Source organism: Thiohalocapsa marina, from assembly GCF_008632335.1.
GTDB classification, from domain to species: Bacteria; Pseudomonadota; Gammaproteobacteria; order Chromatiales; family Chromatiaceae; genus Thiohalocapsa; species Thiohalocapsa marina.
Genome location: NZ_VWXX01000025.1, coordinates 18,518 through 38,410, shown reverse-complemented (window position 1 = coordinate 38,410; position 19,893 = coordinate 18,518). Strand labels below are relative to the sequence as shown.

Annotated in this window: 18 protein-coding genes; 6 read left to right on the top strand and 12 right to left on the bottom strand. The window is 67.7% G+C overall.

What is annotated here, in order from left to right; genetic code table 11:
- Positions 1 to 36: 36 nt before the first annotated feature.
- From F2Q65_RS13855 to F2Q65_RS13805, 11 genes are all read right to left on the bottom strand, one after another.
- Positions 37 to 780 carry a cytochrome c1 gene (locus F2Q65_RS13855; protein WP_150094005.1) on the bottom strand — a complete coding sequence of 248 codons (744 nt, stop codon included), beginning with the start codon at positions 778 to 780 and terminating at the stop codon, positions 37 to 39.
- Positions 777 to 2,024 carry a cytochrome b gene (locus F2Q65_RS13850; protein WP_150094004.1) on the bottom strand — a complete coding sequence of 416 codons (1,248 nt, stop codon included), beginning with the start codon at positions 2,022 to 2,024 and terminating at the stop codon, positions 777 to 779. Before F2Q65_RS13850 ends, F2Q65_RS13855 begins: the two co-directional genes overlap by 4 nt.
- On the bottom strand, positions 2,024 to 2,617 hold the full coding sequence (gene petA, locus F2Q65_RS13845) for a ubiquinol-cytochrome c reductase iron-sulfur subunit (protein WP_150094003.1): 594 nt from the start codon (positions 2,615 to 2,617) through the stop codon (positions 2,024 to 2,026). Before petA ends, F2Q65_RS13850 begins: the two co-directional genes overlap by 1 nt.
- A gap of 18 nt (positions 2,618 to 2,635) precedes the next feature.
- Entirely contained in the window at positions 2,636 to 2,845 is a 210-nt protein-coding gene (locus tag F2Q65_RS13840) for a hypothetical protein (RefSeq protein ID WP_150094002.1), read from the bottom strand.
- A gap of 197 nt (positions 2,846 to 3,042) precedes the next feature.
- Positions 3,043 to 3,792: a Nif3-like dinuclear metal center hexameric protein gene (locus tag F2Q65_RS13835; RefSeq protein ID WP_150094001.1), complete on the bottom strand. Its 750-nt coding sequence runs from the start codon at positions 3,790 to 3,792 to the stop codon at positions 3,043 to 3,045.
- 95 nt (positions 3,793 to 3,887) lie between these two features.
- Positions 3,888 to 5,789, bottom strand: a complete 1,902-nt coding sequence (locus F2Q65_RS13830) for a BatD family protein (RefSeq protein ID WP_150094000.1) — start codon at positions 5,787 to 5,789, stop codon at positions 3,888 to 3,890.
- A gap of 61 nt (positions 5,790 to 5,850) precedes the next feature.
- Entirely contained in the window at positions 5,851 to 7,818 is a 1,968-nt protein-coding gene (locus F2Q65_RS13825) for a VWA domain-containing protein (protein WP_150093999.1), read from the bottom strand.
- 162 nt (positions 7,819 to 7,980) lie between these two features.
- Entirely contained in the window at positions 7,981 to 8,961 is a 981-nt protein-coding gene (locus F2Q65_RS13820) for a vWA domain-containing protein (RefSeq protein ID WP_150093998.1), read from the bottom strand.
- A complete protein-coding gene (locus F2Q65_RS13815; protein WP_150093997.1) occupies positions 8,958 to 9,509 on the bottom strand; it encodes a DUF4381 domain-containing protein in 552 nt (183 codons plus the stop codon). The genes F2Q65_RS13820 and F2Q65_RS13815 overlap by 4 nt, the downstream gene beginning before the upstream one ends.
- A gap of 21 nt (positions 9,510 to 9,530) precedes the next feature.
- Positions 9,531 to 10,556, bottom strand: a complete 1,026-nt coding sequence (locus F2Q65_RS13810; protein WP_150093996.1) for a DUF58 domain-containing protein — start codon at positions 10,554 to 10,556, stop codon at positions 9,531 to 9,533.
- Positions 10,557 to 10,572: 16 nt separating this feature from the next.
- Complete coding sequence (locus tag F2Q65_RS13805) at positions 10,573 to 11,595, bottom strand: AAA family ATPase (protein ID WP_150093995.1); 1,023 nt, start codon at positions 11,593 to 11,595, stop codon at positions 10,573 to 10,575.
- Positions 11,596 to 11,895: 300 nt separating this feature from the next.
- Between F2Q65_RS13805 and F2Q65_RS13800 the strand changes: the two genes are divergently transcribed.
- The 3 genes from F2Q65_RS13800 to F2Q65_RS13790 all read left to right on the top strand — a co-directional run bounded on the left by F2Q65_RS13800 (position 11,896) and on the right by F2Q65_RS13790 (position 16,001).
- Positions 11,896 to 13,341: a sigma-54 interaction domain-containing protein gene (locus F2Q65_RS13800; RefSeq protein ID WP_170265713.1), complete on the top strand. Its 1,446-nt coding sequence runs from the start codon at positions 11,896 to 11,898 to the stop codon at positions 13,339 to 13,341.
- 336 nt (positions 13,342 to 13,677) lie between these two features.
- Entirely contained in the window at positions 13,678 to 15,225 is a 1,548-nt protein-coding gene (locus F2Q65_RS13795; RefSeq protein WP_150093993.1) for a multiheme c-type cytochrome, read from the top strand.
- A gap of 29 nt (positions 15,226 to 15,254) precedes the next feature.
- Complete coding sequence (locus F2Q65_RS13790; protein WP_170265710.1) at positions 15,255 to 16,001, top strand: c-type cytochrome; 747 nt, start codon at positions 15,255 to 15,257, stop codon at positions 15,999 to 16,001.
- Between the two features lie 83 nt (positions 16,002 to 16,084).
- On the opposite strand, the gene F2Q65_RS13785 is transcribed toward F2Q65_RS13790, so the two are convergent.
- Positions 16,085 to 16,420, bottom strand: coding sequence for an amino acid ABC transporter substrate-binding protein (locus tag F2Q65_RS13785; RefSeq protein WP_150093991.1), 336 nt, complete (start codon positions 16,418 to 16,420; stop codon positions 16,085 to 16,087).
- A gap of 155 nt (positions 16,421 to 16,575) precedes the next feature.
- On the opposite strand from F2Q65_RS13785, the gene rpe reads away from it, so the two are divergent.
- The 3 genes from rpe to trpE all read left to right on the top strand — a co-directional run bounded on the left by rpe (position 16,576) and on the right by trpE (position 19,729).
- Positions 16,576 to 17,274: a ribulose-phosphate 3-epimerase gene (gene rpe / locus F2Q65_RS13780; protein WP_150093990.1), complete on the top strand. Its 699-nt coding sequence runs from the start codon at positions 16,576 to 16,578 to the stop codon at positions 17,272 to 17,274.
- A 129-nt stretch (positions 17,275 to 17,403) separates the two neighbouring features.
- On the top strand, positions 17,404 to 18,093 hold the full coding sequence (locus F2Q65_RS13775; RefSeq protein WP_150093989.1) for a phosphoglycolate phosphatase: 690 nt from the start codon (positions 17,404 to 17,406) through the stop codon (positions 18,091 to 18,093).
- Between the two features lie 124 nt (positions 18,094 to 18,217).
- Entirely contained in the window at positions 18,218 to 19,729 is a 1,512-nt protein-coding gene (gene trpE / locus F2Q65_RS13770) for an anthranilate synthase component I (protein WP_150093988.1), read from the top strand.
- Positions 19,730 to 19,893 lie beyond the last annotated feature (164 nt).

Here is a 19,893-nt window from a genome sequence, read left to right as displayed (position 1 = left end):
TCTAGCATCAGGCACCGCCGCAGCGGTACCGGCGGCTCAATGGATGTCGCGCCAGTATTCCTTCTTCAGGAAGTAGGCAAGGATGAACATCAAGCCCAGGAACAGCAGCACATACAGGCCCAGGCTACGGCGCTCGAGCTTGTAGGGTTCGCCGACATAGGTGAGGAAGTTGGTCAGGTCCAGCACCATGGTGTCGTATTCCTCGGGCGTCAGCTGACCGGGCTCGACCAGTTCGACGCCGATGACGTGGCCGGCCTCACCCTCGGCAAGGTGGCCCTCGGCAAAGACCGGCTGCTGCAGCCCCTGCAGATGCACGAAGGGGTGCGGCATGCCCACGTCCGGGAACACCAGGTTGTTGACGCCGTAGGGCCGGCTGTCGTCCAGATAGTAGGCCTTCAGATAGCTGTAGACCCAGTCCGGGGAACGCCAGCGGGTGACCAGCGTCAGGTCCGGGATCTCGGTGCCGAACCATTTCACGCCGTCCTCCGGACGCAGCGAATTGGTCATCACGTCGCCGGGCTTGGCATCACCAAGGATCAGGCTGCGACGCAACTCGTCGTCCGGGATGCCCAGATCCTGCGCCATGCGGTTGTAGCGCATGTACTTGAGCGAGTGACAGCCCATGCAGTAGTTGACGAAGTACTTGGCACCGCGCTGCAGCGAGGCCTGGTCCTTCAGGTCGATGTCGGCCTCCTGCAGTTCGGGGCCGTGCCCGCCGGCGCCGAAGGCGGCCAGGGGCGCGGTCAGCAGCAGGGCGAAGGCTAGGATGTAGCGTCTCATAGGGTCACCCTCTCCGGAACGGGCTTGGTCTTTTCCAGCTTGGTGTAGATCGGCATCAGCAGGAAGTAGGCGAAGTACACGACAGTGAAGATCTGCGCAAGCAAGGTGTACAGGTCGCTCGACGGCATCAGACCCAGGTAGGCCAGCACGACGAAGGACACGACGAAGGCGCCGAGGAACACCTTTGACAGGATGCCCTTGTAGCGGATCGAGCGGACCGGGCTGCGATCGAGCCAGGGCAGCAGGAACAGGATCGCGATGGCGGCGAACATCACCACAACGCCGGGGAACTGCGAACCCGCAATGGGCGGCACTGCGCGCAGCATGGCGTAGAAGGGGGTGAAGTACCACACCGGAGCAATGTGCTCGGGCGTCTTCAGCGGATCAGCGGGCTGGAAGTTCGGCGCCTCGAGGAACAGGCCACCGAAGTCCGGTGCGTAGAACACCACCAGCGAGAAGATGGCGAAGAAGACGATCACACCCACCAGGTCCTTCACGGTGTAGTACGGATGGAAGGGGATGCCGTCCTTCGGGATGCCCTTCTCGTCCTTGTTCTCCTTGATCTCGATGCCGTCGGGGTTGGTGGAACCCACTCGGTGCAGCGCGACGATGTGCAGGAACACCAGCGCCGCCAGCACGAACGGCAGCAGGAAGTGGAAGGCGAAGAAGCGGTTCAGCGTGGTATCGGAGATCACGTAGTCACCGCGAACCCAGACGGACAGGTCCTCGCCGACGCCGGGCACGGCCGCGAACAGGTTCACGATGACCTGCGCGCCCCAGTACGACATCTGCCCCCAGGGCAGCAGGTAGCCGAAGAAGGCGGTTGCCATCATGGCCAGGTACAATATCACCCCGATGATCCACAGCAGCTCGCGAGGCTTCTTGTAGGAGCCCCACATCAGCCCGCGGAACATATGCAGGTACACCATGATGAAGAAGAACGAGGCACCCGTGGAGTGCATGTAACGGATCAGCCAGCCCCAGTTCACGTCGCGCATGATGTACTCGACCGAGGCAAAGGCCTCCGCCGCCGACGGCTTGTACGACATGGCCAGCCAGATGCCGGTGACCAACTGGATCACCAGCACCACCAGCGCCAGGGAGCCGAAGAAGGACCAGAAGCCCATGTTCTTCGGCGCGTAGTATTCGGCAAGGTGCTCGTTCCACACCCGCACGATCGGAAATCGCTTGTCGAACCAACCGAGGACCCCGGTCGGTACCGGCTGTGCAGTCTCAATGCTCATCAGGCCGCTCCCGTATCCTCGCCGACGAGGATGGTGGTGTCAGACAGGTACATGTGCTTTGGAATCACCAGATTGGTTGGTGCCGGCACGCCCTTGTAAACCCGGCCCGCGAGGTCAAACTTGGACCCATGACACGGGCAGAACCAACCGCCTTTCCACTGCGCGCCCAGATCGTCCGGCGCCACTTCCGGACGATAGGTCGGCGAGCACCCCAGGTGGGTGCAGATGCCGATGGCCACGAAGTAGGTCGGCTTGATCGACCGCGTCGGGTTCTGGCAGTAGCTCGGCTGCTGGGGCACCAGGGACTCCGGGTCCACCAGCCGGCTGTCCAGGGTCGGCAGCGACTCCAGCATGGCCGGGGTGCGGTGCACCACCCAGATTGGCTGTCCACGCCATTTGACGCGCAGCAGGGCGCCGGGTTCCAGCTTGCTGACATCCGCTTCCACCGGTGCACCGGCGGCGCGGGCCTTGGCGCTGGGGTTCATCGACGAGATGAATGGGACTGCGATGAAGCCGGCGCCGATGGCGCCAACCACGCTGGTGGCGGCCACGAGCGTACGCCGCCGCTTCATATCCACACCTTGTGTGTTCATTGGTCTGATCGACTCCCGCTAGGCTCGATGCACGATGTCCCCTCGCAGCGAGAGGATCGGGCAGTCTTTGAGGAAAGTGAAAATTAGAATATCCGAATGCGCTTGATCGTAGATCAACCATTGTCTGTGATTGCGACCTTTCAGGTCAAGGATAACCCCGACCCGTCCGGATGAATCGGTGCCCACCGTTTCCGGAAAGCGGCCTTCATGCGCCCATTGGGTGCTCATTTGATGCTCATTCGGTGCTCATCTGACGCTCATCCGATGCTCATTCGGTGCTCATTCGGTGCTCACCTGATGCTCAACAGGTGACCATGGTACGGCCATCAAGCGCCTGGTGACATTACACGCGAAGACCGCGCGCGCGACGACGACAAATCGCAAAGACCACTGAAAAACAAGGTTTTTCAGACAGACGAAGAGTCTCAGACAGGATTGTCCAGCTCGATGTAGCGGTGCTCGAGCCCGAAGTGTTCCGCCAGATGCTCGCCCAGGGCCTGGACGCCGTAGCGCTCTGTGGCGTGATGTCCGGCCGCCAGGTAGTCGATGCCCAGTTCCCTGGCCTCATGCACCGTCTGCTCGGAGATCTCTCCGCTGATGAAGAGGTCCGCCCCCAGGGCATGCGCCTGGGCCAGATGGCGCTGTGCCGCGCCGGTACACCAGGCGACCTGCTCGATGGCGCGATCCACGGCGGCCACATGCAGGGGCGCCCGGGCGAGCCGCCGACCGACCGCGTCGGCGAAGGCCGTCGCCGGCATCGGCTGCGGCAGCCGGCCCTGCCAGATCAGTCCGTCGTCGGTCGCCGGTCGAGGTGCCTCGATGCCCAGCACCTCCGCCAACTGGCGGTTGTTGCCCAGGACAGGATGCACATCCAGCGGCAGATGGTAGGCCAGCAGCGACTGCTCGGCGCGCATCATCAGGCCGACCCGCTGACCCTTCATGCCCACCAGGCACGGCGCCTCACCCTTCCAGAACCAGCCGTGATGCACCAGGATGGCATCGGCGTCGGCGGCAATTGCCGCCACGATAAGCGCCCGACTGGCGGTGACGCCGCTGACCAGCCGCCGTACCGGCCGCTGACCCTGCACCTGCAGGCCATTGGGGCAGTAATCGCTGATCCGCTCCGCCTCCAGCAGAGTGGTGCAGTAACTGGCAAGGGCTTCGGCATCGATCATGGGTGTTTCGTCCCCTGGTCCTGTTCCGGTTCCTGTTCCGGTTCCGGCCTGGCTGTGATCCTGTTCCCGGTCCATGTGGTCTGCACCTGCCTGGTTCAACGACGCTCAGGATACAACGGGGCAAGCGGCTCCGCAGCGCCCCGGGCCCCGGCACCCTCGCCGGGCCGATTGCGCATCAGCGTCGGCAGCCGGTCGCCGAGCGCGCGCCAGAGGGCCTCGCCGGTCCATGTCGCTGCATCCGGCGCGTAGAGCACGCGCTCCAGCGCCCGCACCTGCTCCGCCGCGGCGTCGGCGGGCGAACCGTCTTGGTCCAGCCGTGCTGCCAGCGCCGACAGGTTCGCCGGGGCGTCGGCCGAGGCCGTAGCGCCGGATGCCTCGTCCTGCAGCGCCTGCGCCCAGGCCAGCAGCGCCTTGGCCGCGGCGGGGGCGTCATTCGCGGCACAGGCCCGCTGAAAGCCGGCGCGGCAGGCCGCCGACGCGCCTTTGGAGCGCGTTCCGGACTGCGCCCCGACGCGGTCGGCTGCGGACGCATCAGCCGCTTGCGTCCGGAATGTCCCACCGGCCCGTCGACGACGCCAGCCAAGGCCGATGAGCCCGCCGATCAGCACCAGCAACGCCGCAAGCACCAGCAAAAACCAGAACCAGTGCTCGAACCGGCTCAGCTGGGGATTGCCATCGGCTGTCGCGGCAGTGCCGGACTGAGGCTCCGGCGATGCAGTCGCCGACTCCGTCGGCGACGGTGAAACGGCGGACGCATCCGGCATCGGGGAGGCGTCGACCTCACCCGCGGCCTGCCCCTCCACATCCAGCTGCAGTGCCGGCACGGTGGTGGTGCGCTCCTGCCCCACCAGCGTGTCCCACCAGGTGACGCGTATGGCGGGGAACTCCACCGACCCACCGCGGGTGGGGATCAGCGTCAGCCGCTGGACACTGACCCCGAACAGTGTGCTGCCATCGGTGCGGCTCTGAGCCTCGGTCTGTTCCGGATAGGCGCGCAGTCCCGCCGGCACAGGGATGTCGAGCTGCGGAATCTGGTTGCCCGCCAGGCCCTGGGCCGTGACCCTCAGCGTGCGCGTGACCGGCTCGCCCACGCGCAACCGGGGCGGATCCTGCGCCCAGCTGTCCTCGATGGTCAGCGCCTCCGCCGGCAGCCAGTGCGCGCCGCCGAAGTCGTCCGGGCGGGCCTGTACCTGCAGGGTGATGGCCTGGCTCCGGGCCCGCACCGGCTCGCCGCGCTCGAACAGCGAAAACGGACTGTCGCCGAACAGGCTGTCGAACCCCGGGTCCAGATCGAACGGGCTGCGCGCCGGTCGCCGGGTGCGCAGTTCCCCCTGGAACACCACGGGCGCAATGCGCAGTTCACCGCTGCGCTCCGGGCTCAGGCTGAAGCGCCGCTCGATGACCTGATACTCGCGGCCGTTGCGCCGGGTACTGTACTGGGAATCGGGGCCGAGCCGCTCCAGCACAGCCCCCTCGGCGCGGGGGTCCGACAGCTCGCCGCCGCGAATGGGCAAGGCACTGAACAGGCGCACCACCAGCGGCACCTGCTGCTGCACCAGCACGCTGTCGCCGTCCACCTCGAGTTCGACCTCGACATAGACGTCATCCCCCGGTCCGCCCTGGGCGTCCGTCGGCGCTTCCGACACCTGCAGACGCAGGGGCGGGGTCTGCTCGTCGCCCACCGGGATCGGCGGCACCTGGATCTCGCCCTGATGTCTGGGGGACAACAGGATCTGCCAGCTGACCGTGGCGCTCTGGCGGCCGTTGATGATCTCGAGCCGGCGGCCCTGACTGCTGCCCAGCACATCGAACGCGTCCGCCAGCACGCCGAGATCCGGCTGGTCGGAACGCAGGAAGCCCTCCGCCTCGATGGTGAGCGTGACCGTGTCGCCCTCGTAGACCTGCGGGCGGTCGAACGACGCCCGCAGCTCCGCCAGCGCAGACAGGGGCAGCCACAGGCCGACAAGCAACAGGATGAAAGGTTGTAGATGCTTCATGGTGGATGCGGCGGTCGAAACCGAGCGGACGCCAAGGTCTTCAGATCAAGCCAAACCTCCCTCACCAGGGGTCACCGCTCGTCGCGCCGGCGCCGTCGCCGACACGCGCGCGGTACTGGTACAGGAACTTGCGCCGAAGCAGGCCGGCCGGATCATCCGGGATGCGGCGCAGCCATTGCTCCGCGGCCTGGCGTGCCTCCTCTTGCTCGGGCGACAGCGCGGCCGGGGGCGCATCAGCTGGGGACGGCTCGGCCATTGACGGGTCCGCCGACTCCCTGGCCTGATCTTCCACCGCTTCGCCAGGCTGGCCGTTAGCCGCCTCGCCAGTCGGTTCATCACCCTGTGCACCAGCCGGGGCGCCGGTGCCTAAGGATGGATCCGGCTGCGCGGCCTCGGCGGCCTCCTCGCGATAGGCCTCGGCGGCCTGCTCGGCCTGGGCCTGGTCCGCGCCCGCATCGGCAGGCTGGTCGTCGGTCGGCTCCTCGCCCGGGCTCTGTCCCTGCCCCGCCGCATCGGCGGACGACGACTCCGTTTCGGACCCGGCAGCCGGCTGCTCCTGCCCGCCCGACGACTGCTCCGGTTGACCGGCCTGCGGCTGGCCATCAGCGGGGCCGTCTTGCTCGTCGTCGGCGGGATCGCCTTGCTGGCCGTTCTGCTGTTGCTGCTGTTGCTGTTGTTGCCGCAGCAGTTCCTCGATGCGGGCCTTGTTGTAGGCGGCATCGGCCATGTCCGGGTCGCGGGACAGGGCCGTGTCGTAGGCGGCGATGGCGTCCTCCAGCCGACCGGCCCGGGCCAGCGCATTGCCCCGGTTGTAGTGCTGCGTGGCATCGTCACCGGCGCCGAACGCCTCGATCGCCGCCTCGTAATCGCCCAGCCGATAGCTGGCCACGCCGGCGCGGGCCGGATCCGGCGCCAGCGCACGCGCGCGCTCGTAATCACCGGCGGCCAGGGCACCATCGGCCTGCTGATCGCGGCGCTGCCAGAGATCGTCCCAGCCCAGGGCCAGCGCGGGACGCGCCCCCGGCGGCCCCAGGCCGACGCACACCAGCGCGACGGTGAGCAGCCAACCGCGACGGAAGGCCAGTGCCGCCAGTGGCAAGGCCGCCAGCACGATCCAGGGGCCGAGTTCCTTCCAGGCCTCGGTGCGCATCGGATCGGTCGCGGCCAGGTCGGACAGGGCGCGGCCCGGCTGCCGTAGCACGCGGTCGAGATCCGTCGCATCCACGGCCAGCGGCGCATAGTCACCGCCACCGGCTGCCGCCAGCTCGCCCAGGGCCTGCGGGTCCAGTCGCGCCATGACCGGCCCGTCGGCGCCGGCCACGCCGGGCACGGGGGCGCCCTCGGCCGTGCCGACGCCAATGACGGCCAGCCGATGGCCGGCCGCCTGCAGCGTTCTGGCCGCGGCGCGGGCGCGCTCATCGCCGGCGTCGTCCGTCAGCAGCACCACCTCCCCGCCCCGTGCCCCGGCCTGCTGCAGCAGGTCCAGCGCCTGCAGAATCGCGAGATCGGGCCGACTGCCCTGCACCGGCATTACCGCTGGCGCCAGCGCATCGAGCATGGCCAGCAGGGTGTCGCCGTCGTCGGTCAGAGGCGCCACGGCAAAGCTCTCGCCGGCAAAGGCCAGTAACCCCACCTGCCCGTCGGCGCTGCGCCGGACGATGTCGGCCACCTTGTAGCGGGCACGGTCGAGCCGCGTCGGCGTCAGGTCCGCCGCCAGCATGGAGCGGGACAGGTCCAGCGCGATGACCCGCGCCGCCTCGCTGCGGAAGGCCGGGATCTGCGCGCGCTCGAAGGTCGGATTGGCCAGCGCCACGACGGCGACGATCCAGCCGGAAGCCAGCAGCGCCAACGGCCACCAGCGACCGCCGGCATCACCACCGGACACCGACAGCGCCGCCAGCAGACGCGGATCCACCACCCGACGCCAGGCATCGACGCCGGAGCCCGCGCGCGCCGCCAGCCACAGCAGCAGGCCCAGGGGCAGCAGCGCCAGGAACCAGAGCGGTGACAGGAAATGGAGATCGTTCATCCTAGGACACGTAAATGGAACCGCAAAGACGCAGAGAACGCGGAGAAGACGCAGAGCTGGAGCAACCGTTCATGAACAACTTGCCGTGGCATAGGCGACCAGAATATCTGTAGCGCACCAGGCGCCTTGGCGGCTGCAACGCACCGAGCGGATGTCTGGCGCTCATTGCCCGGTCCTGACCGGCAGGCCGATGCGCACCAGCGTGGCCAGCGCGCTCAGCACCAGGGCCGCGGCCAGGGGCCAGGCGAACAGCTCCTGCACCGGGCGGAAGCTCAGCTGCTCGGACTGCACCGGCTCCAGCTCGTCGAGCAGGCCATAGATGGCCTGCAGCTCACGCAGGTCGCGGGCGCGGAAGTAACGCCCGCCGGTGGCCTCGGCGATGGCCTGCAGCGTGCCCTCGTCCAGCGGATTGCGCCCCAGGGTCAGGCCGAAGGCGCTTCGCGGGTCGCCGCCGATGGCAATGGTGTGGATGCGCACGTCGGCCTCGGCGGCCAGCTCGGCGGCCTTCAGCGGCGCGATGTTGCCGGCGGTATTGGTCCCGTCCGTCAGCAGCACCAGCACGCGCTCTTCGCTCGGCGACTCGCGCAGCCGCTTCACCGCCAGGCCGATGGCGTCGCCGATGGCGGTCTCGCGTCCGGCCAGACCGACGGCAGATTCGAACAACAGGGTGCGCACGGTCTCGCGGTCGAAGCTCAAGGGCGTTTGCAGATAGGCCTGCTGGCCGAACAGGATCAGGCCGATGCGGTCGCCCTCGCGGCGCTCGATGAAGTCTCCCGCCACCGCCTTGACCGCGGTGAGCCGGTCGACCACGCGGCCGCCGATGACCATGTCCTCCTCCACCATGGAGCCGGAGATGTCCACCGCCAGCATCAGATCGCGCCCCTCCACCGGCAGCGGGATCGGCTCGCCCACCCATTGCGGCCGGGCGGCGGCCAGCACCAGCAGCAGCCAGGCCAGCGCCGCCAGCAGCAGCGGCCAGCGACGCGGCCGCGCGGCATCGGCCCGGCCCTGCTCCAGCGCGGCGAAGAAGGGCACCCGCAGCGCCGGCCCCGTGGGGGTCTGCGCCCGCGGCAGCAGCCGCCACACCAGCAGCGGCAAAGGCAGCGCAATCAGCGCCCAGAGATGTGCCCACTGCAGGCTCATGCGTTGCTCCGGATCCAGTCGCGGGCCAGGGCCAGCAGTGCCTGGGCATCGCACTGCGCCGCCGGAGCATAGGGCCCCAGGGCCAGCGCCCGGCCCGGCCCGGCGCTGAAGCGGCCATTGCCCCCGGTGCGATCGAGGAACGCCAGCCAGGCCTCGCCGGTCAGTGCGGCCACCTGCTGGCGCGGAAACCGGCTCAGCGCCAGCCGCTTGAGCAGGGCGGACAGGCCGGCGGCCAGGTCCGGCCCGGGCTCGAGCGCCGCCAGGGCGTCGAGTTCCGCCAGGATACGCCCACGCCGACGCCGGCGCTGCCAGGCCCGCCAGCCTTGCCTGCCCAGCAGCCCCAGCACCAACGGCAGCAGGATCGCCAGCAGCCACCAGCCCGGGGCCGGCGGCCAGAGGCCGGCGGACGCCGGCACGTGCACATCGCGCAGGTCGAGCTGCCCGATCGGATCTGGCTGGATCTGGCCCGGCCGAAGCTGCTTTGGCTGGCCGAACTGGCCGATTGGGCCCTGCAGCTGGCCGTTGTTGTGCGCAAGGGATCCGTCCATCGGGCATCAGCTCCTGGACCGTCAGGCCACCGCGGCGCCGGACTGCCGACCGCGCAGGGCCAGGGCCGCAGCCAGGCACTCGTCGGGTGCATCGGTGGTGGTGCATCGCAGCAGGGCCGCACCGCTGCCTTCCACCAGCAGCCGCACGGCCGCGTGGTGCCGCTGGAAGTAGTCCTGGTAGCGCGCCCGCTGGCGCGCACTGGCGGCATCGAATAGCCCCCGACGGCGGCCGTCGCTGATACCGTAGCGGCCTGGGGGCGGCGGCGCCAGTTCCAGCGCATCGACGATCTGGAACGCCGTCAGGTCGCTGTGCTCTGCCAGCCGGGCCAGCAGCCGGGCGGTGCCCGCATCCATGCTGTAGAAATCGGAGATCAGGAAGACCAGGCTGCCGGGTCGGGCCACCCGCCGCAGCCGCGCCAGGGCCTCGGTCAGCGCGCCCTGGCGGTGCGTTTCGGCCGCTTCGTCACCGGATCGTTCGACGCCAGACGGTTCACCGCCGAACGGGCCGCTGCCGGACTGGCCGCCATCGGATGGCAGGGACTCCGCCAGCCCACGGGCCGGGTCACCGGCCTCCGTCAGGGCGCGGATCAGGCGCATCTGGCCACGGCGTCCGCCGGCGGGCTGCAGTTCCTTGTGCTCGCCGTTGAACAGCAGCGCGCCGATGCGGTCGCCATGGCCGATGGCAGACCAGCCGATCAGCGCCGCCAGCCGGGCGGCGACCACGGACTTGAATGCCCCCTGGCTGGCGAAGAACATGCTGGGGCCGAAGTCCGCCAGTACCACCACCGGGCGCTCGCGCTCCTCATCGAAGACCTTGATGTGCGGATGGCCGGCCCGGGCGGTGATGCGCCAGTCCATGTTGCGAATGTCGTCGCCGGCCTGGTAGTGGCGCGACTCGCGATAGTCCATGCCGCGCCCGCGAAAGCGTGAGCGATGCGCACCGGCCAGGGCCGAGCGCGCCGGTTGTCGACGCACCGGCCGCAGCCGCGCCGCGCGCTGGCGCAGCGCGATCAGATCCTCGGCGCTGACCTGGATGTCCGGATCCATGTTCACCAGCTCGCCATCACAGGGTCGGTACCTGCCGGATCAGTTCGCGGATGAAGTCGTCCGGCGTCACGCCTTCGGCCTCGGCGGCATAGCTGAGCAGCACGCGGTGGCGCAGAACGTCGTGGGCGACCGCATGCACGTCGTCGGGCGTGACATAGTCGGCCCCGCGCAGCCAGGCGCGAGCGCGGGCACAGCGGTCCAGCGCAATGGTGGCGCGCGGACTGGCACCGTAGTCGACCAGGCGCGCGAGGCCGGCGTCATAGGGCGCCGGGTCACGGGTGGCCAGCACCAGCTGCACCAGGTATTCCTCCAGATTGTCCGCCATGTGCAGGTCCATTACCTGATCGCGGGCGGCAAAGATCTGCTCGCGCAGGATCAGCGGCGGGTGCTCGCCGGACGCGTGCAAGCGGCCGCGGGCCTCGGTGCGGGCGATGTCGAGGATGCGGCGCTCGGTCTGCGGGTCCGGATAGTCCACCCGCACATGCATCAGGAAGCGGTCCAGCTGGGCTTCGGGCAGGGGGTAGGTGCCCTCCTGCTCGATGGGGTTCTGCGTGGCCATGACCAGAAAGGGGTCCGGCAGGCCATAGGTGCGGCCGCCGACGGTGATCTGGCGCTCGCCCATGGCCTCCAACAGCGCCGACTGCACCTTTGCCGGGGCGCGGTTGACCTCGTCCGCCAGCACCAGGTTGTGGAACAGTGGGCCGGGCTGGAACTGGAAATCGCTGCTCTCCGGGCGGTAGACATCGGTGCCGGTCAGGTCGCCGGGCAGCAGGTCCGGCGTGAACTGCACGCGCTGGAAGTTGCCCTCGATGCGCGTCGCCAGTTCCTTGATGGCGGTTGTCTTGGCCAGCCCCGGCGCGCCCTCCACCAGCAGATGGCCTTCGGCCAGGAGCGCGATCAACAGCCGTTCGATCAGCGCCTGCTGCCCGACGATGCGCTCACCCAGATCCGCGCGCAGACGGGCAAACGCCGCCTGTGCCGGACTCTCCGCGCGGGACAGGGGCGCTGCGTCGCCCTCGACACCGGTGTTTTCGATCATGCTGCCGTCCCTGGGGCGCCCGGCCCCGGTAAAGTCTGGTTCGCGATGCACCTATGTTAGCGGGCAATCCATGAACAGGGGCATGCGGAAACATGAACATTCGTTCATCTGCCGCTGCCCCATGACGCTTGCTCCCTGCGCTCCTCCACACACTGGACTTTGGCGGGACACGCACCCATCTATCGGCACAATGATTACACGACCATGCCCCAGTGCCGGCGCCCCAGTTGCCAAGCGCAACCGCCAGGCGCAACGGCCGGGCGAGTCGGACATCGACCGAAGGAGGAACCTAGGCCAGCCATGCCCTATACACGCACCCAGATCCTGGAGCTGTTCCGCCCGATCCTGTCGCGCATCGATCTCGGCATCCTGTTCGCCGACGCCAGCGGCGGGCTGTTGCTGTGCAACGACATGGCCCGCCAGATCCTGGGGCTGGACAGCGCCGACGAGCCGGAGAGCCTGCGCAACCTGAACGGGCTGGACCTGCTCGGGCGCATCGAGCAGTGCGCGCGGCCGGATGCCGATGCGGCGGCGCCGGACGCCGGCGGCACAGCGGCATCCTCCGGCTGTCGTGACGCGTCAGAGCTGGAACTGCAGCTCGGCGGGCGGCAGCAGGAGCCGCGCTTCATCCAGGTCCGCAGCGGCTTCGTCGACCTGCCCTGCGACCAGGGCCACCTGCGCATCGTGATGCTGCGCGACATCACCCGCGTCAAGTACCTGACCGATGTCGAGATCAGCCGCGCCCAGGCCGCGCTGCTGACCCGCGACCAGCAGATGCTGGCCCTGCTCGGGCGCATCCGCACCATTGCGCCGAGCGAGGCCTCGGTGCTGCTGCAGGGGGAATCCGGCACCGGCAAGACCACCCTGGCCCAGTCCATCCATGCCCGGAGCCAGCGGGCCGGCGGGCCGTTCGTCGAGGTCAATTGTGCCTCGATCCCCGCGTCACTGATCGAGTCCGAGCTGTTCGGTCACGTCAAGGGGGCGTTCACCGGCGCCTCCCAGGCGCGACTGGGCCGCTTTCGCTCCGCCGACGGCGGCACCCTGTTCCTGGACGAGATCAACGAGTTCCCGCTGGAACTACAACCCAAGCTGCTGCGGGTGCTGCAGAGCGGCCAGTTCGAGGCGGTGGGCTCCGACCGCACCACCTCGGTGGACGTGCGCCTGATCACCGCTTCCAACCAGCCGTTGCGACCGCTGGTGGATCACGGCCTGTTCCGCGCCGACCTGTACTACCGCATCGCGGTCATCCCGCTGCTGGTGCCGCCACTGCGGGAGCGACCCGGCGATGTGAAACTGCTCGCCGAGCACTTCATCGGCCAACTGTCGTCGCCCCGGGGCAGTGGCGTGCCTGGCCTGGCCGACGACAGCCTTCGACTGCTGCTGGACTACCCCTGGCCTGGCAACGTGCGGGAACTCAGCAATGCCGTGGAGCACGGCGTCATCTGCGCCACCGGGGGCGCGATCCGCGCCGAGGACCTGCCCATCGACATCCGCATGCACCGGTCCCGGGCCATCGATTCCGGTGCTGGTGCCGGCGTTGGTATCGGCGCCGGTTCCGGCCATGGCGCCGGATATGGCACCGGCAGCGCGGCCTGCTCGCCGCCGGACGGCAGTGACACCCGCCAGCGCGAAGCAATCGAAGAGGCACTGCATCAGTCCCATGGAAACCGCCGTCTGGCTGCAGAACTGCTGGGCGTCGACCGCAGCACGCTGTGGCGACGCATGCGGCGCCTGGGCCTGGCATAGCGTCGCCGGAGTAACGCCGGCGACACCTGAGAAGACGCTGATTTATTGGCCATCCTGGCCAAAAATCAGCACGGGGCCTCCTGCCCCTCACGGGAAATGCTGAATAACTCAGCGTTTCCCTGAAGATGCCCCGGGTAGCCGCGAGGCGATGCAGGCCCGGCAACATCCGTTGCACTGCAACGGAAATTGCAACGGCCTGATCCCTTCCATCGCTTGTAAGGGATTGTTTTACGAAACGCGCCATCAATGGCGCGGAAAATGCTTGCTTCCTTTTACGCAGCGTCAGCGAGCCATCCGAAGTTCGCGCCCTGAATCAACGCCAAAGGAGGCACATCGATGGCACTACAGATCCCGCGCGGCACCGCGACAGCGGCGCTCGTCCTGGCGCTGACCGCGCCCTGGGGCATCGCATCCGCCGACCAGCCAAAGCCGGGCAAGGAAGCCGATGACGAACGGCGCTTCCCGCCCTCGTACATCACCACCGAGGGACATCGGGACGTCAGCCCCGAGGAGTGGACCGACCCGCGCATCTGCGGCCAATGTCACACCTACCAGTACGAGGGCTGGAACGGCTCCATGCATTCCAACTCGTTCAAGGACCCGGTGTTCCAGGCGCTCTGGGCGCTGGCGGAGAAGGATGACCCGGATCTGCGCAACCACTGCGGCGGCTGCCACACGCCCATCGGCGTGTCCACCAACAGCATCGAGTTCCACCCCGAGCGGGGCCTGCACGGCACCTTCAGCGCCCCGCCGGTGGCGGAAATGGGCGTGTCCTGCGACGTCTGTCACACCATCTCCGGCAACAACCTGATGGACACCGCGGTGCTCGAACACGGCAACTCCTCCTACGTGCTCGATCCCGGCAACGTCAAGCGTGCAACCCTGGCGGATGCCAGTTCCACCTACCACGAGACGGCCTACTCCGACCACCACGCCCAATCCGACTTCTGCGGCAACTGCCACAACATCTTCCATCCGGGCAACAACTTCCCCATCGAGCGCACCTACGACGAATGGAAGTATTCCATCTACGCCCAGAATGACATCCAGTGCCAGGACTGCCACATGATGCCGGTGGAGGTCGCCAACCGCGTGGCCGACACCCTGACCCGACCGGAAGACCTGGATCTCGAGGGGCTCGACGGCTTCGTCGGCCTGGGCGGACCCTGGCGCAAGCTGAGGCACAAGCACGGCTTCGTCGGCGGCAACGCAGTGCTGACCTCGGTGATGGGGGCGAAGGATTCCGACCGGCCCGAGGACCTGGGCCGCGACGGCAACTACGAAGAGGCCGTCAAGCGCCTGCAGAGCGTGGCCTCGCTGAAGGTCTCGGTCAGCAACAGCAACGGTCCGCTGCATCGGGTGAAGGTGCGGGTCACCAACGAGCGCGCCGGACACCACCTGCCCACCAGCCTGACCGAGGTGCGCGAGGTCTGGCTCGAGGTGGTGGTCACCGACGACCAGGGCCGCGAACTGATGCGCTCCGGCACCCTGGATGCCGATAACGAACTGCCGCCGGACACGGTCGTGTTCAACGCCCACGCCGTCGACGAGAACGGCGAGCACACGGCGCTACCGTGGAAGATCACGCGCTTCACCGACGTGAACACCATCCCGCCCAAGGGCTACAAGTACGGCAAGTACTACTTCAACCTGCCGGACGACGCCAAGGAGATCCGGGTCAGCGCCAAGCTGCACTACCGCTCGTTCAGCCAGCATCTGGCCGATCTGCTGCTGGGTGAAGACGCCATCACGGTGCCGTCGGTGGAGATGGTCTCGGTGGAGGAGATCATCCCGGTGGAGTCCCTGCACATGGCCGGCGTCGACGGGCCCCAGACAGCCGCCCGAACAGCCGTACAGACGGCCGCTGACACAGCCGGGCACTGATGGCAGACGCACACGGCAGGAGAACACCCATGAACCATTGCATCGATGTCCAGCCCAGAAGACCGACTACCGGCAAGCTGATCCCCCTCGAGCTGATATCCTTCGGGCTGATCCACGGCAGGCTGGCCTCCGGCGTCCTGGTCGCCATGCTGCTGACCGGCGCCGCACAGGCCGCGGACGAACCGGCTCCCTTCGCCTGGAGCAGCCAGACCCTGGCCGTCATCGCCTCTGGCGACGCGGAGCGCGGCCGCGCCGTTGCCGAAGACCGGCGCTGCAGCAAGTGCCACGGCGAGGCCGGCATCGCCGAAGACGACGAGACGCCCAGCATCGCCGGTCAACGCGCGGCCTACAACTTCAAGCAGATGATCGACTACCGCACCGAGGTGCGGGAGAGCCGCGACATGAAAAAGGCCACGCGACGCCTGAGCGTGCAGGACATGGCCGACCTGGCGGCCTATTTCGAGACCCTGCCGCCGGAGCCCGCGGCCGTCACCGATGATCCGCCGCTGCTGGTCACCCGGGGTGATCTCGATCGGCTGCTGCTGCCCTGCGACGTCTGCCACGGCAAGCAGGGCGAAGGACTCGGCTTCGAGGTGCCGGCCATCAGCGGACAGAAGGTGGACCACTTCGTCGAGCTGATGCAGGCCTTCAAGACCGGCGAACGACAGAACGACGAGTATGCGCGCATGCGCTTCATCTCCAGCCAGCTCACCGACGACGAAATCATCGAGCTGGCGGCCTGGTATGCGGCGCCGCGAAGCGAGGAGGGGGAGTAGACAAGAAGGAAGGAATCCGGGGCCATGTTCGGCGGTGGCATGCGACCTGCTGGCGGAGCAGGCCGAGCTGACCCGGGCGATCATCACCCACTACCGAGAACTGCTACAGCTGGGCGAAGACCGCTCGCCCTGGATCGCCGCCAGCGCGACCTCGGCCTTGAATTCAGGTAATCGGAGACGGACGCGACCACCACGTCCAGCTGACGCTGCGCCAGCCCGGGCAGCAGGTCCGGCCAGTCAGTGGGCACCAGCCCGAATTCCAGCCGCGCCGCCTCGCATGGCGCCCGCGCGATCTCGATGTCGAGATCCGGCCAGTTTGCCGTCCAGATCGAAAAGGACGGGGAGCGGATAATGCTGCGGACAAGGAGGCCGGTCGGCATGCGGCGCCTAGCCACCTCACTCGGAATGTGGCGGAACATCGATCACTCGGAGTTTACAGCGATGCATCCGCAGCCTCTCGGCGTCGAAAGCGGGCCGCTTTGCGCTATACTCCGTCGCTTGTTTTTTACTCCTGCGTTTTTCAATTCCGCGCCGCCCCGACGCGGCGTGGGCACCGCCAAACGGAGTGTTTCCGATGCCAGCAGCGCACGATCTGATCGCCCCATCCATCCTGTCGGCCGACTTCGCCAAGCTCGGCGAGGAAGTGGACAATGTCCTGGCCGCCGGCGCCGACATCGTGCACTTCGATGTCATGGACAATCACTACGTACCGAACCTGACCATCGGTCCGCTGGTGTGCGAGGCCCTGCGCAAGCATGGCGTCACCGCCCCCATCGACGTGCACCTGATGGTCAAGCCGGTGGACCGCATCATCCCGGATTTCGCCCAGGCCGGTGCCACTTACATCACATTCCACCCCGAGGCCAGCGAGCACATCGACCGTACGCTGCAGCTGATCAACGCCGAAGGCTGCAAGGCCGGCCTGGTGTTCAATCCCGCCACGCCGCTGACCTGCCTGGAGTACGTGATGGACAAGATCGACATGATCCTGCTCATGTCGGTCAATCCCGGCTTCGGCGGCCAGAGCTTCATCCCGTCGGCCTTGGACAAGCTGAGCCAGGTGCGCGAACTGATCGACGCCAGCGGCCGCGACATCCGCCTGGAGATCGACGGCGGCGTGAAGGCCGACAACATTGCCGCGATCAAGGCCGCCGGCGCCGACACCTTCGTCTCCGGCTCCGGCATCTTCGGCAAAGGCAAGGACAGCGATCCGAACCGCTACGACAGCATCATCGCCCAGATGCGCGCCGCCCTGGCGGACGTGCAGCGCTAGGGAGACGCTGATTTTCAGCCATCCTGCCCAAAATCAGCGCGGGGCTTTCGCCCCGCACGGGTAACGCTGAGTACTCCAGCGTTACCTGGTCAGACGCCGATCCACACAGGTTGCGAGGCAGACGCCAGCATGCAGTTCCCGATTCGCCCCGAAATGGTCCTGATCGACGTCGATGGTACGCTGGTGGACAGCGTGCCCGACCTGACCTTCTGCGTCGACGCCATGATGCAGCAGCTCGGTCGCCCGCCCCGGGGCGAGGCCGCCGTGCGCACCTGGGTCGGCAACGGCGTGGAGCGGCTGGTGCGCCGCGCGCTCAGCGGCACCCTGGACGGCGAACCCACCGACGCCGATTTCGATCGCGCCTACCCGCTATTCCTTGAGCTCTACGCCGACAACACCAGCAAACGCTCGCACCTGTATGAGGGCGTGCGCGAGGGCATCGACTGGCTGGCTGCCAACGGCTACCGGCTGGGCTGCGTGACCAACAAGGCCGCGCAGTTCACCGAGCCCCTGCTGCGCGATCTGGGCATACGCGATGCCTTCGAACTGGTGGTCAGCGGCGACACACTGGCGGAAAAGAAGCCCAGCCCGGCGCCCCTGCTGCATGCGGCCCGCCAGCTTGGGGTCGCGCCCGACAGGGCCTTGATGGTGGGAGATTCCGTCAGTGACGTGAAAGCGGCCCGCGCCGCCGGTTTTCTCGGCATCATCTGCATGAGCTACGGCTACAACCATGGCCAGGACATCCGCAGTGCCGGACCCGACGCCGTCATTGACAGCATGACCCAGTTGCCGACCCTGCTCTCTCCCGCCACAGACTGACGACCGCGTCCCATGACACCGAGCAGAGGCTCCGCAAGCGCGATGAATCCTGGACGTCGATGGCGTTGCTGCCGGCACGCCCACTAACCCCGTCACTGCATTCATCCGTCTGGAGCCGCGAACTATGAGTCCGGAACAATTCGATGCCCTCGTCGCCCAGGGCCGCAATCGCATCCCCTACGTCTGCGAGGTGCTGGCGGACCTCGACACTCCGCTAAGCTGTTACCTGAAGCTCGCCGAGGGGCCTTACTCCTACCTGTTCGAATCCGTGCAGGGCGGCGAGAAGTGGGGCCGCTACTCCATCATCGGCCTGCCCTGCCGCAGCGTGCTGAAGGTGTTCGGCAACCACATCCTGATCGAACGCGACGGCCAGCGCGTTGAGGAGGCGGAGGCGGCGGACCCGCTCGCCTGGATCGAAGGCTTCCAGCAACGCTTCAACGTCGCCGAGCACCCGGACATGCCGCGCTTCGCCGGCGGGCTGGTGGGCTATTTCGGCTACGACACGGTGCGCTACATCGAGCCGCGCCTGATGCCCTGCCCCAACGAAGATCGCATGGGCACCCCCGACATCCTGCTGATGGTGTCGGAAGAGTTGGTGGTGTTCGACAACCTGCGTGGGCGCATCTACATCATCGTGCACCTGGATCCCACCGCGGGCGACACCCCGGCCACCGGCCAGGCCCGGGTGGATGCGCTGGTGGCGCAGATGCAGCGCGGCGCGCCGCGCCATCCCGAGGCCGGCGGGCGGGCGGTGGCGGAGACCGACTTCGTCTCGGGCTTCACCGAAGACGGCTTCAAGCAGGCGGTGGAACGCATCAAGGATTACATCCTCGACGGCGACTGCATGCAGGTAGTGCTGTCCCAGCGCCTGTCCATCCCCTTCCAGGCCCGGCCGCTGGACCTGTACCGTGCGCTGCGCGGCCTGAACCCCTCGCCGTACATGTATTTTCTCGATCTGGGCGACTTCCAGATCGTCGGCTCCTCGCCGGAGATCCTTACCCGACTGGAAGACGGGGTGGTCACCGTGCGCCCCATCGCCGGCACCCGCCGGCGCGGCTACACGGAAGACGAAGACCTGGCCCTGGAGCAGGAACTGCTGGCGGACCCGAAGGAACTGGCCGAGCACCTGATGCTGATCGATCTGGGCCGCAACGACTGCGGCCGGGTCGCGAAGATCGGCAGCGTCAAGCTCACCGACCGCATGATCGTGGAGCGCTATTCTCACGTCATGCACATCGTCAGCAATGTCACCGGCGAGCTGAAGGACGGCATGACGGCCATGGACGTGCTGCGCGCAACCTTCCCCGCGGGCACCGTGTCCGGCGCGCCCAAGATCCGCGCCATGGAGATCATCGATGAACTCGAGCCGGTGAAGCGCGGCGTGTATTCAGGCGCCGTGGGCTACCTTGCCTTCAACGGCAACATGGACACCGCCATCGCCATCCGCACCGCCGTGATCCAGGACGGCACGCTGCACATCCAGGCCGGCGCCGGCGTGGTTGCCGACTCGGTACCGGAGCTGGAGTGGAAGGAGACCATGAACAAGGGCCGGGCAATCTTCCGCGCGGTGGCCATGGCCGAGGCCGGCATCGAGCGTCACCCCTGCGTCGGCGGAGACAACACGGACCCCGCCTGACGCGGCAGTTGCCTCCGTCGCGGCCTGGCCGTTGACCACTGCTGAGGCGCAGAGAACACGGAGGCAAGACAAGACTTCGTCAAGCGTTGCACGGTTTGTATGCGCGCTGGGCAACCTACTCCTCGGGCGCCTCCAGACCCTCTTCGTAACCTCTGCGTCCTCTG

What these genes read in the sequence shown, in the direction of transcription:
- F2Q65_RS13855 (WP_150094005.1), bottom strand. Translation starts at nt 780, where the DNA reads ATGAGACGCTACATCCTAGCCTTCGCCCTGCTGCTGACCGCGCCCCTG.
- trpE (WP_150093988.1), top strand. Translation starts at nt 18,218, where the DNA reads ATGAGTCCGGAACAATTCGATGCCCTCGTCGCCCAGGGCCGCAATCGC.
- F2Q65_RS13850 (WP_150094004.1), bottom strand. Translation starts at nt 2,024, where the DNA reads ATGAGCATTGAGACTGCACAGCCGGTACCGACCGGGGTCCTCGGTTGG.
- F2Q65_RS13815 (WP_150093997.1), bottom strand. Translation starts at nt 9,509, where the DNA reads ATGGACGGATCCCTTGCGCACAACAACGGCCAGCTGCAGGGCCCAATC.
- F2Q65_RS13795 (WP_150093993.1), top strand. Translation starts at nt 13,678, where the DNA reads ATGGCACTACAGATCCCGCGCGGCACCGCGACAGCGGCGCTCGTCCTG.
- F2Q65_RS13785 (WP_150093991.1), bottom strand. Translation starts at nt 16,420, where the DNA reads ATGTTCCGCCACATTCCGAGTGAGGTGGCTAGGCGCCGCATGCCGACC.
- F2Q65_RS13830 (WP_150094000.1), bottom strand. Translation starts at nt 5,789, where the DNA reads ATGAAGCATCTACAACCTTTCATCCTGTTGCTTGTCGGCCTGTGGCTG.
- rpe (WP_150093990.1), top strand. Translation starts at nt 16,576, where the DNA reads ATGCCAGCAGCGCACGATCTGATCGCCCCATCCATCCTGTCGGCCGAC.
- F2Q65_RS13800 (WP_170265713.1), top strand. Translation starts at nt 11,896, where the DNA reads ATGCCCTATACACGCACCCAGATCCTGGAGCTGTTCCGCCCGATCCTG.
- F2Q65_RS13825 (WP_150093999.1), bottom strand. Translation starts at nt 7,818, where the DNA reads ATGAACGATCTCCATTTCCTGTCACCGCTCTGGTTCCTGGCGCTGCTG.
- F2Q65_RS13840 (WP_150094002.1), bottom strand. Translation starts at nt 2,845, where the DNA reads ATGAGCACCCAATGGGCGCATGAAGGCCGCTTTCCGGAAACGGTGGGC.
- petA (WP_150094003.1), bottom strand. Translation starts at nt 2,617, where the DNA reads ATGAACACACAAGGTGTGGATATGAAGCGGCGGCGTACGCTCGTGGCC.
- F2Q65_RS13775 (WP_150093989.1), top strand. Translation starts at nt 17,404, where the DNA reads ATGCAGTTCCCGATTCGCCCCGAAATGGTCCTGATCGACGTCGATGGT.
- F2Q65_RS13790 (WP_170265710.1), top strand. Translation starts at nt 15,255, where the DNA reads ATGAACCATTGCATCGATGTCCAGCCCAGAAGACCGACTACCGGCAAG.
- F2Q65_RS13805 (WP_150093995.1), bottom strand. Translation starts at nt 11,595, where the DNA reads ATGATCGAAAACACCGGTGTCGAGGGCGACGCAGCGCCCCTGTCCCGC.
- F2Q65_RS13820 (WP_150093998.1), bottom strand. Translation starts at nt 8,961, where the DNA reads ATGAGCCTGCAGTGGGCACATCTCTGGGCGCTGATTGCGCTGCCTTTG.
- F2Q65_RS13835 (WP_150094001.1), bottom strand. Translation starts at nt 3,792, where the DNA reads ATGATCGATGCCGAAGCCCTTGCCAGTTACTGCACCACTCTGCTGGAG.
- F2Q65_RS13810 (WP_150093996.1), bottom strand. Translation starts at nt 10,556, where the DNA reads ATGGATCCGGACATCCAGGTCAGCGCCGAGGATCTGATCGCGCTGCGC.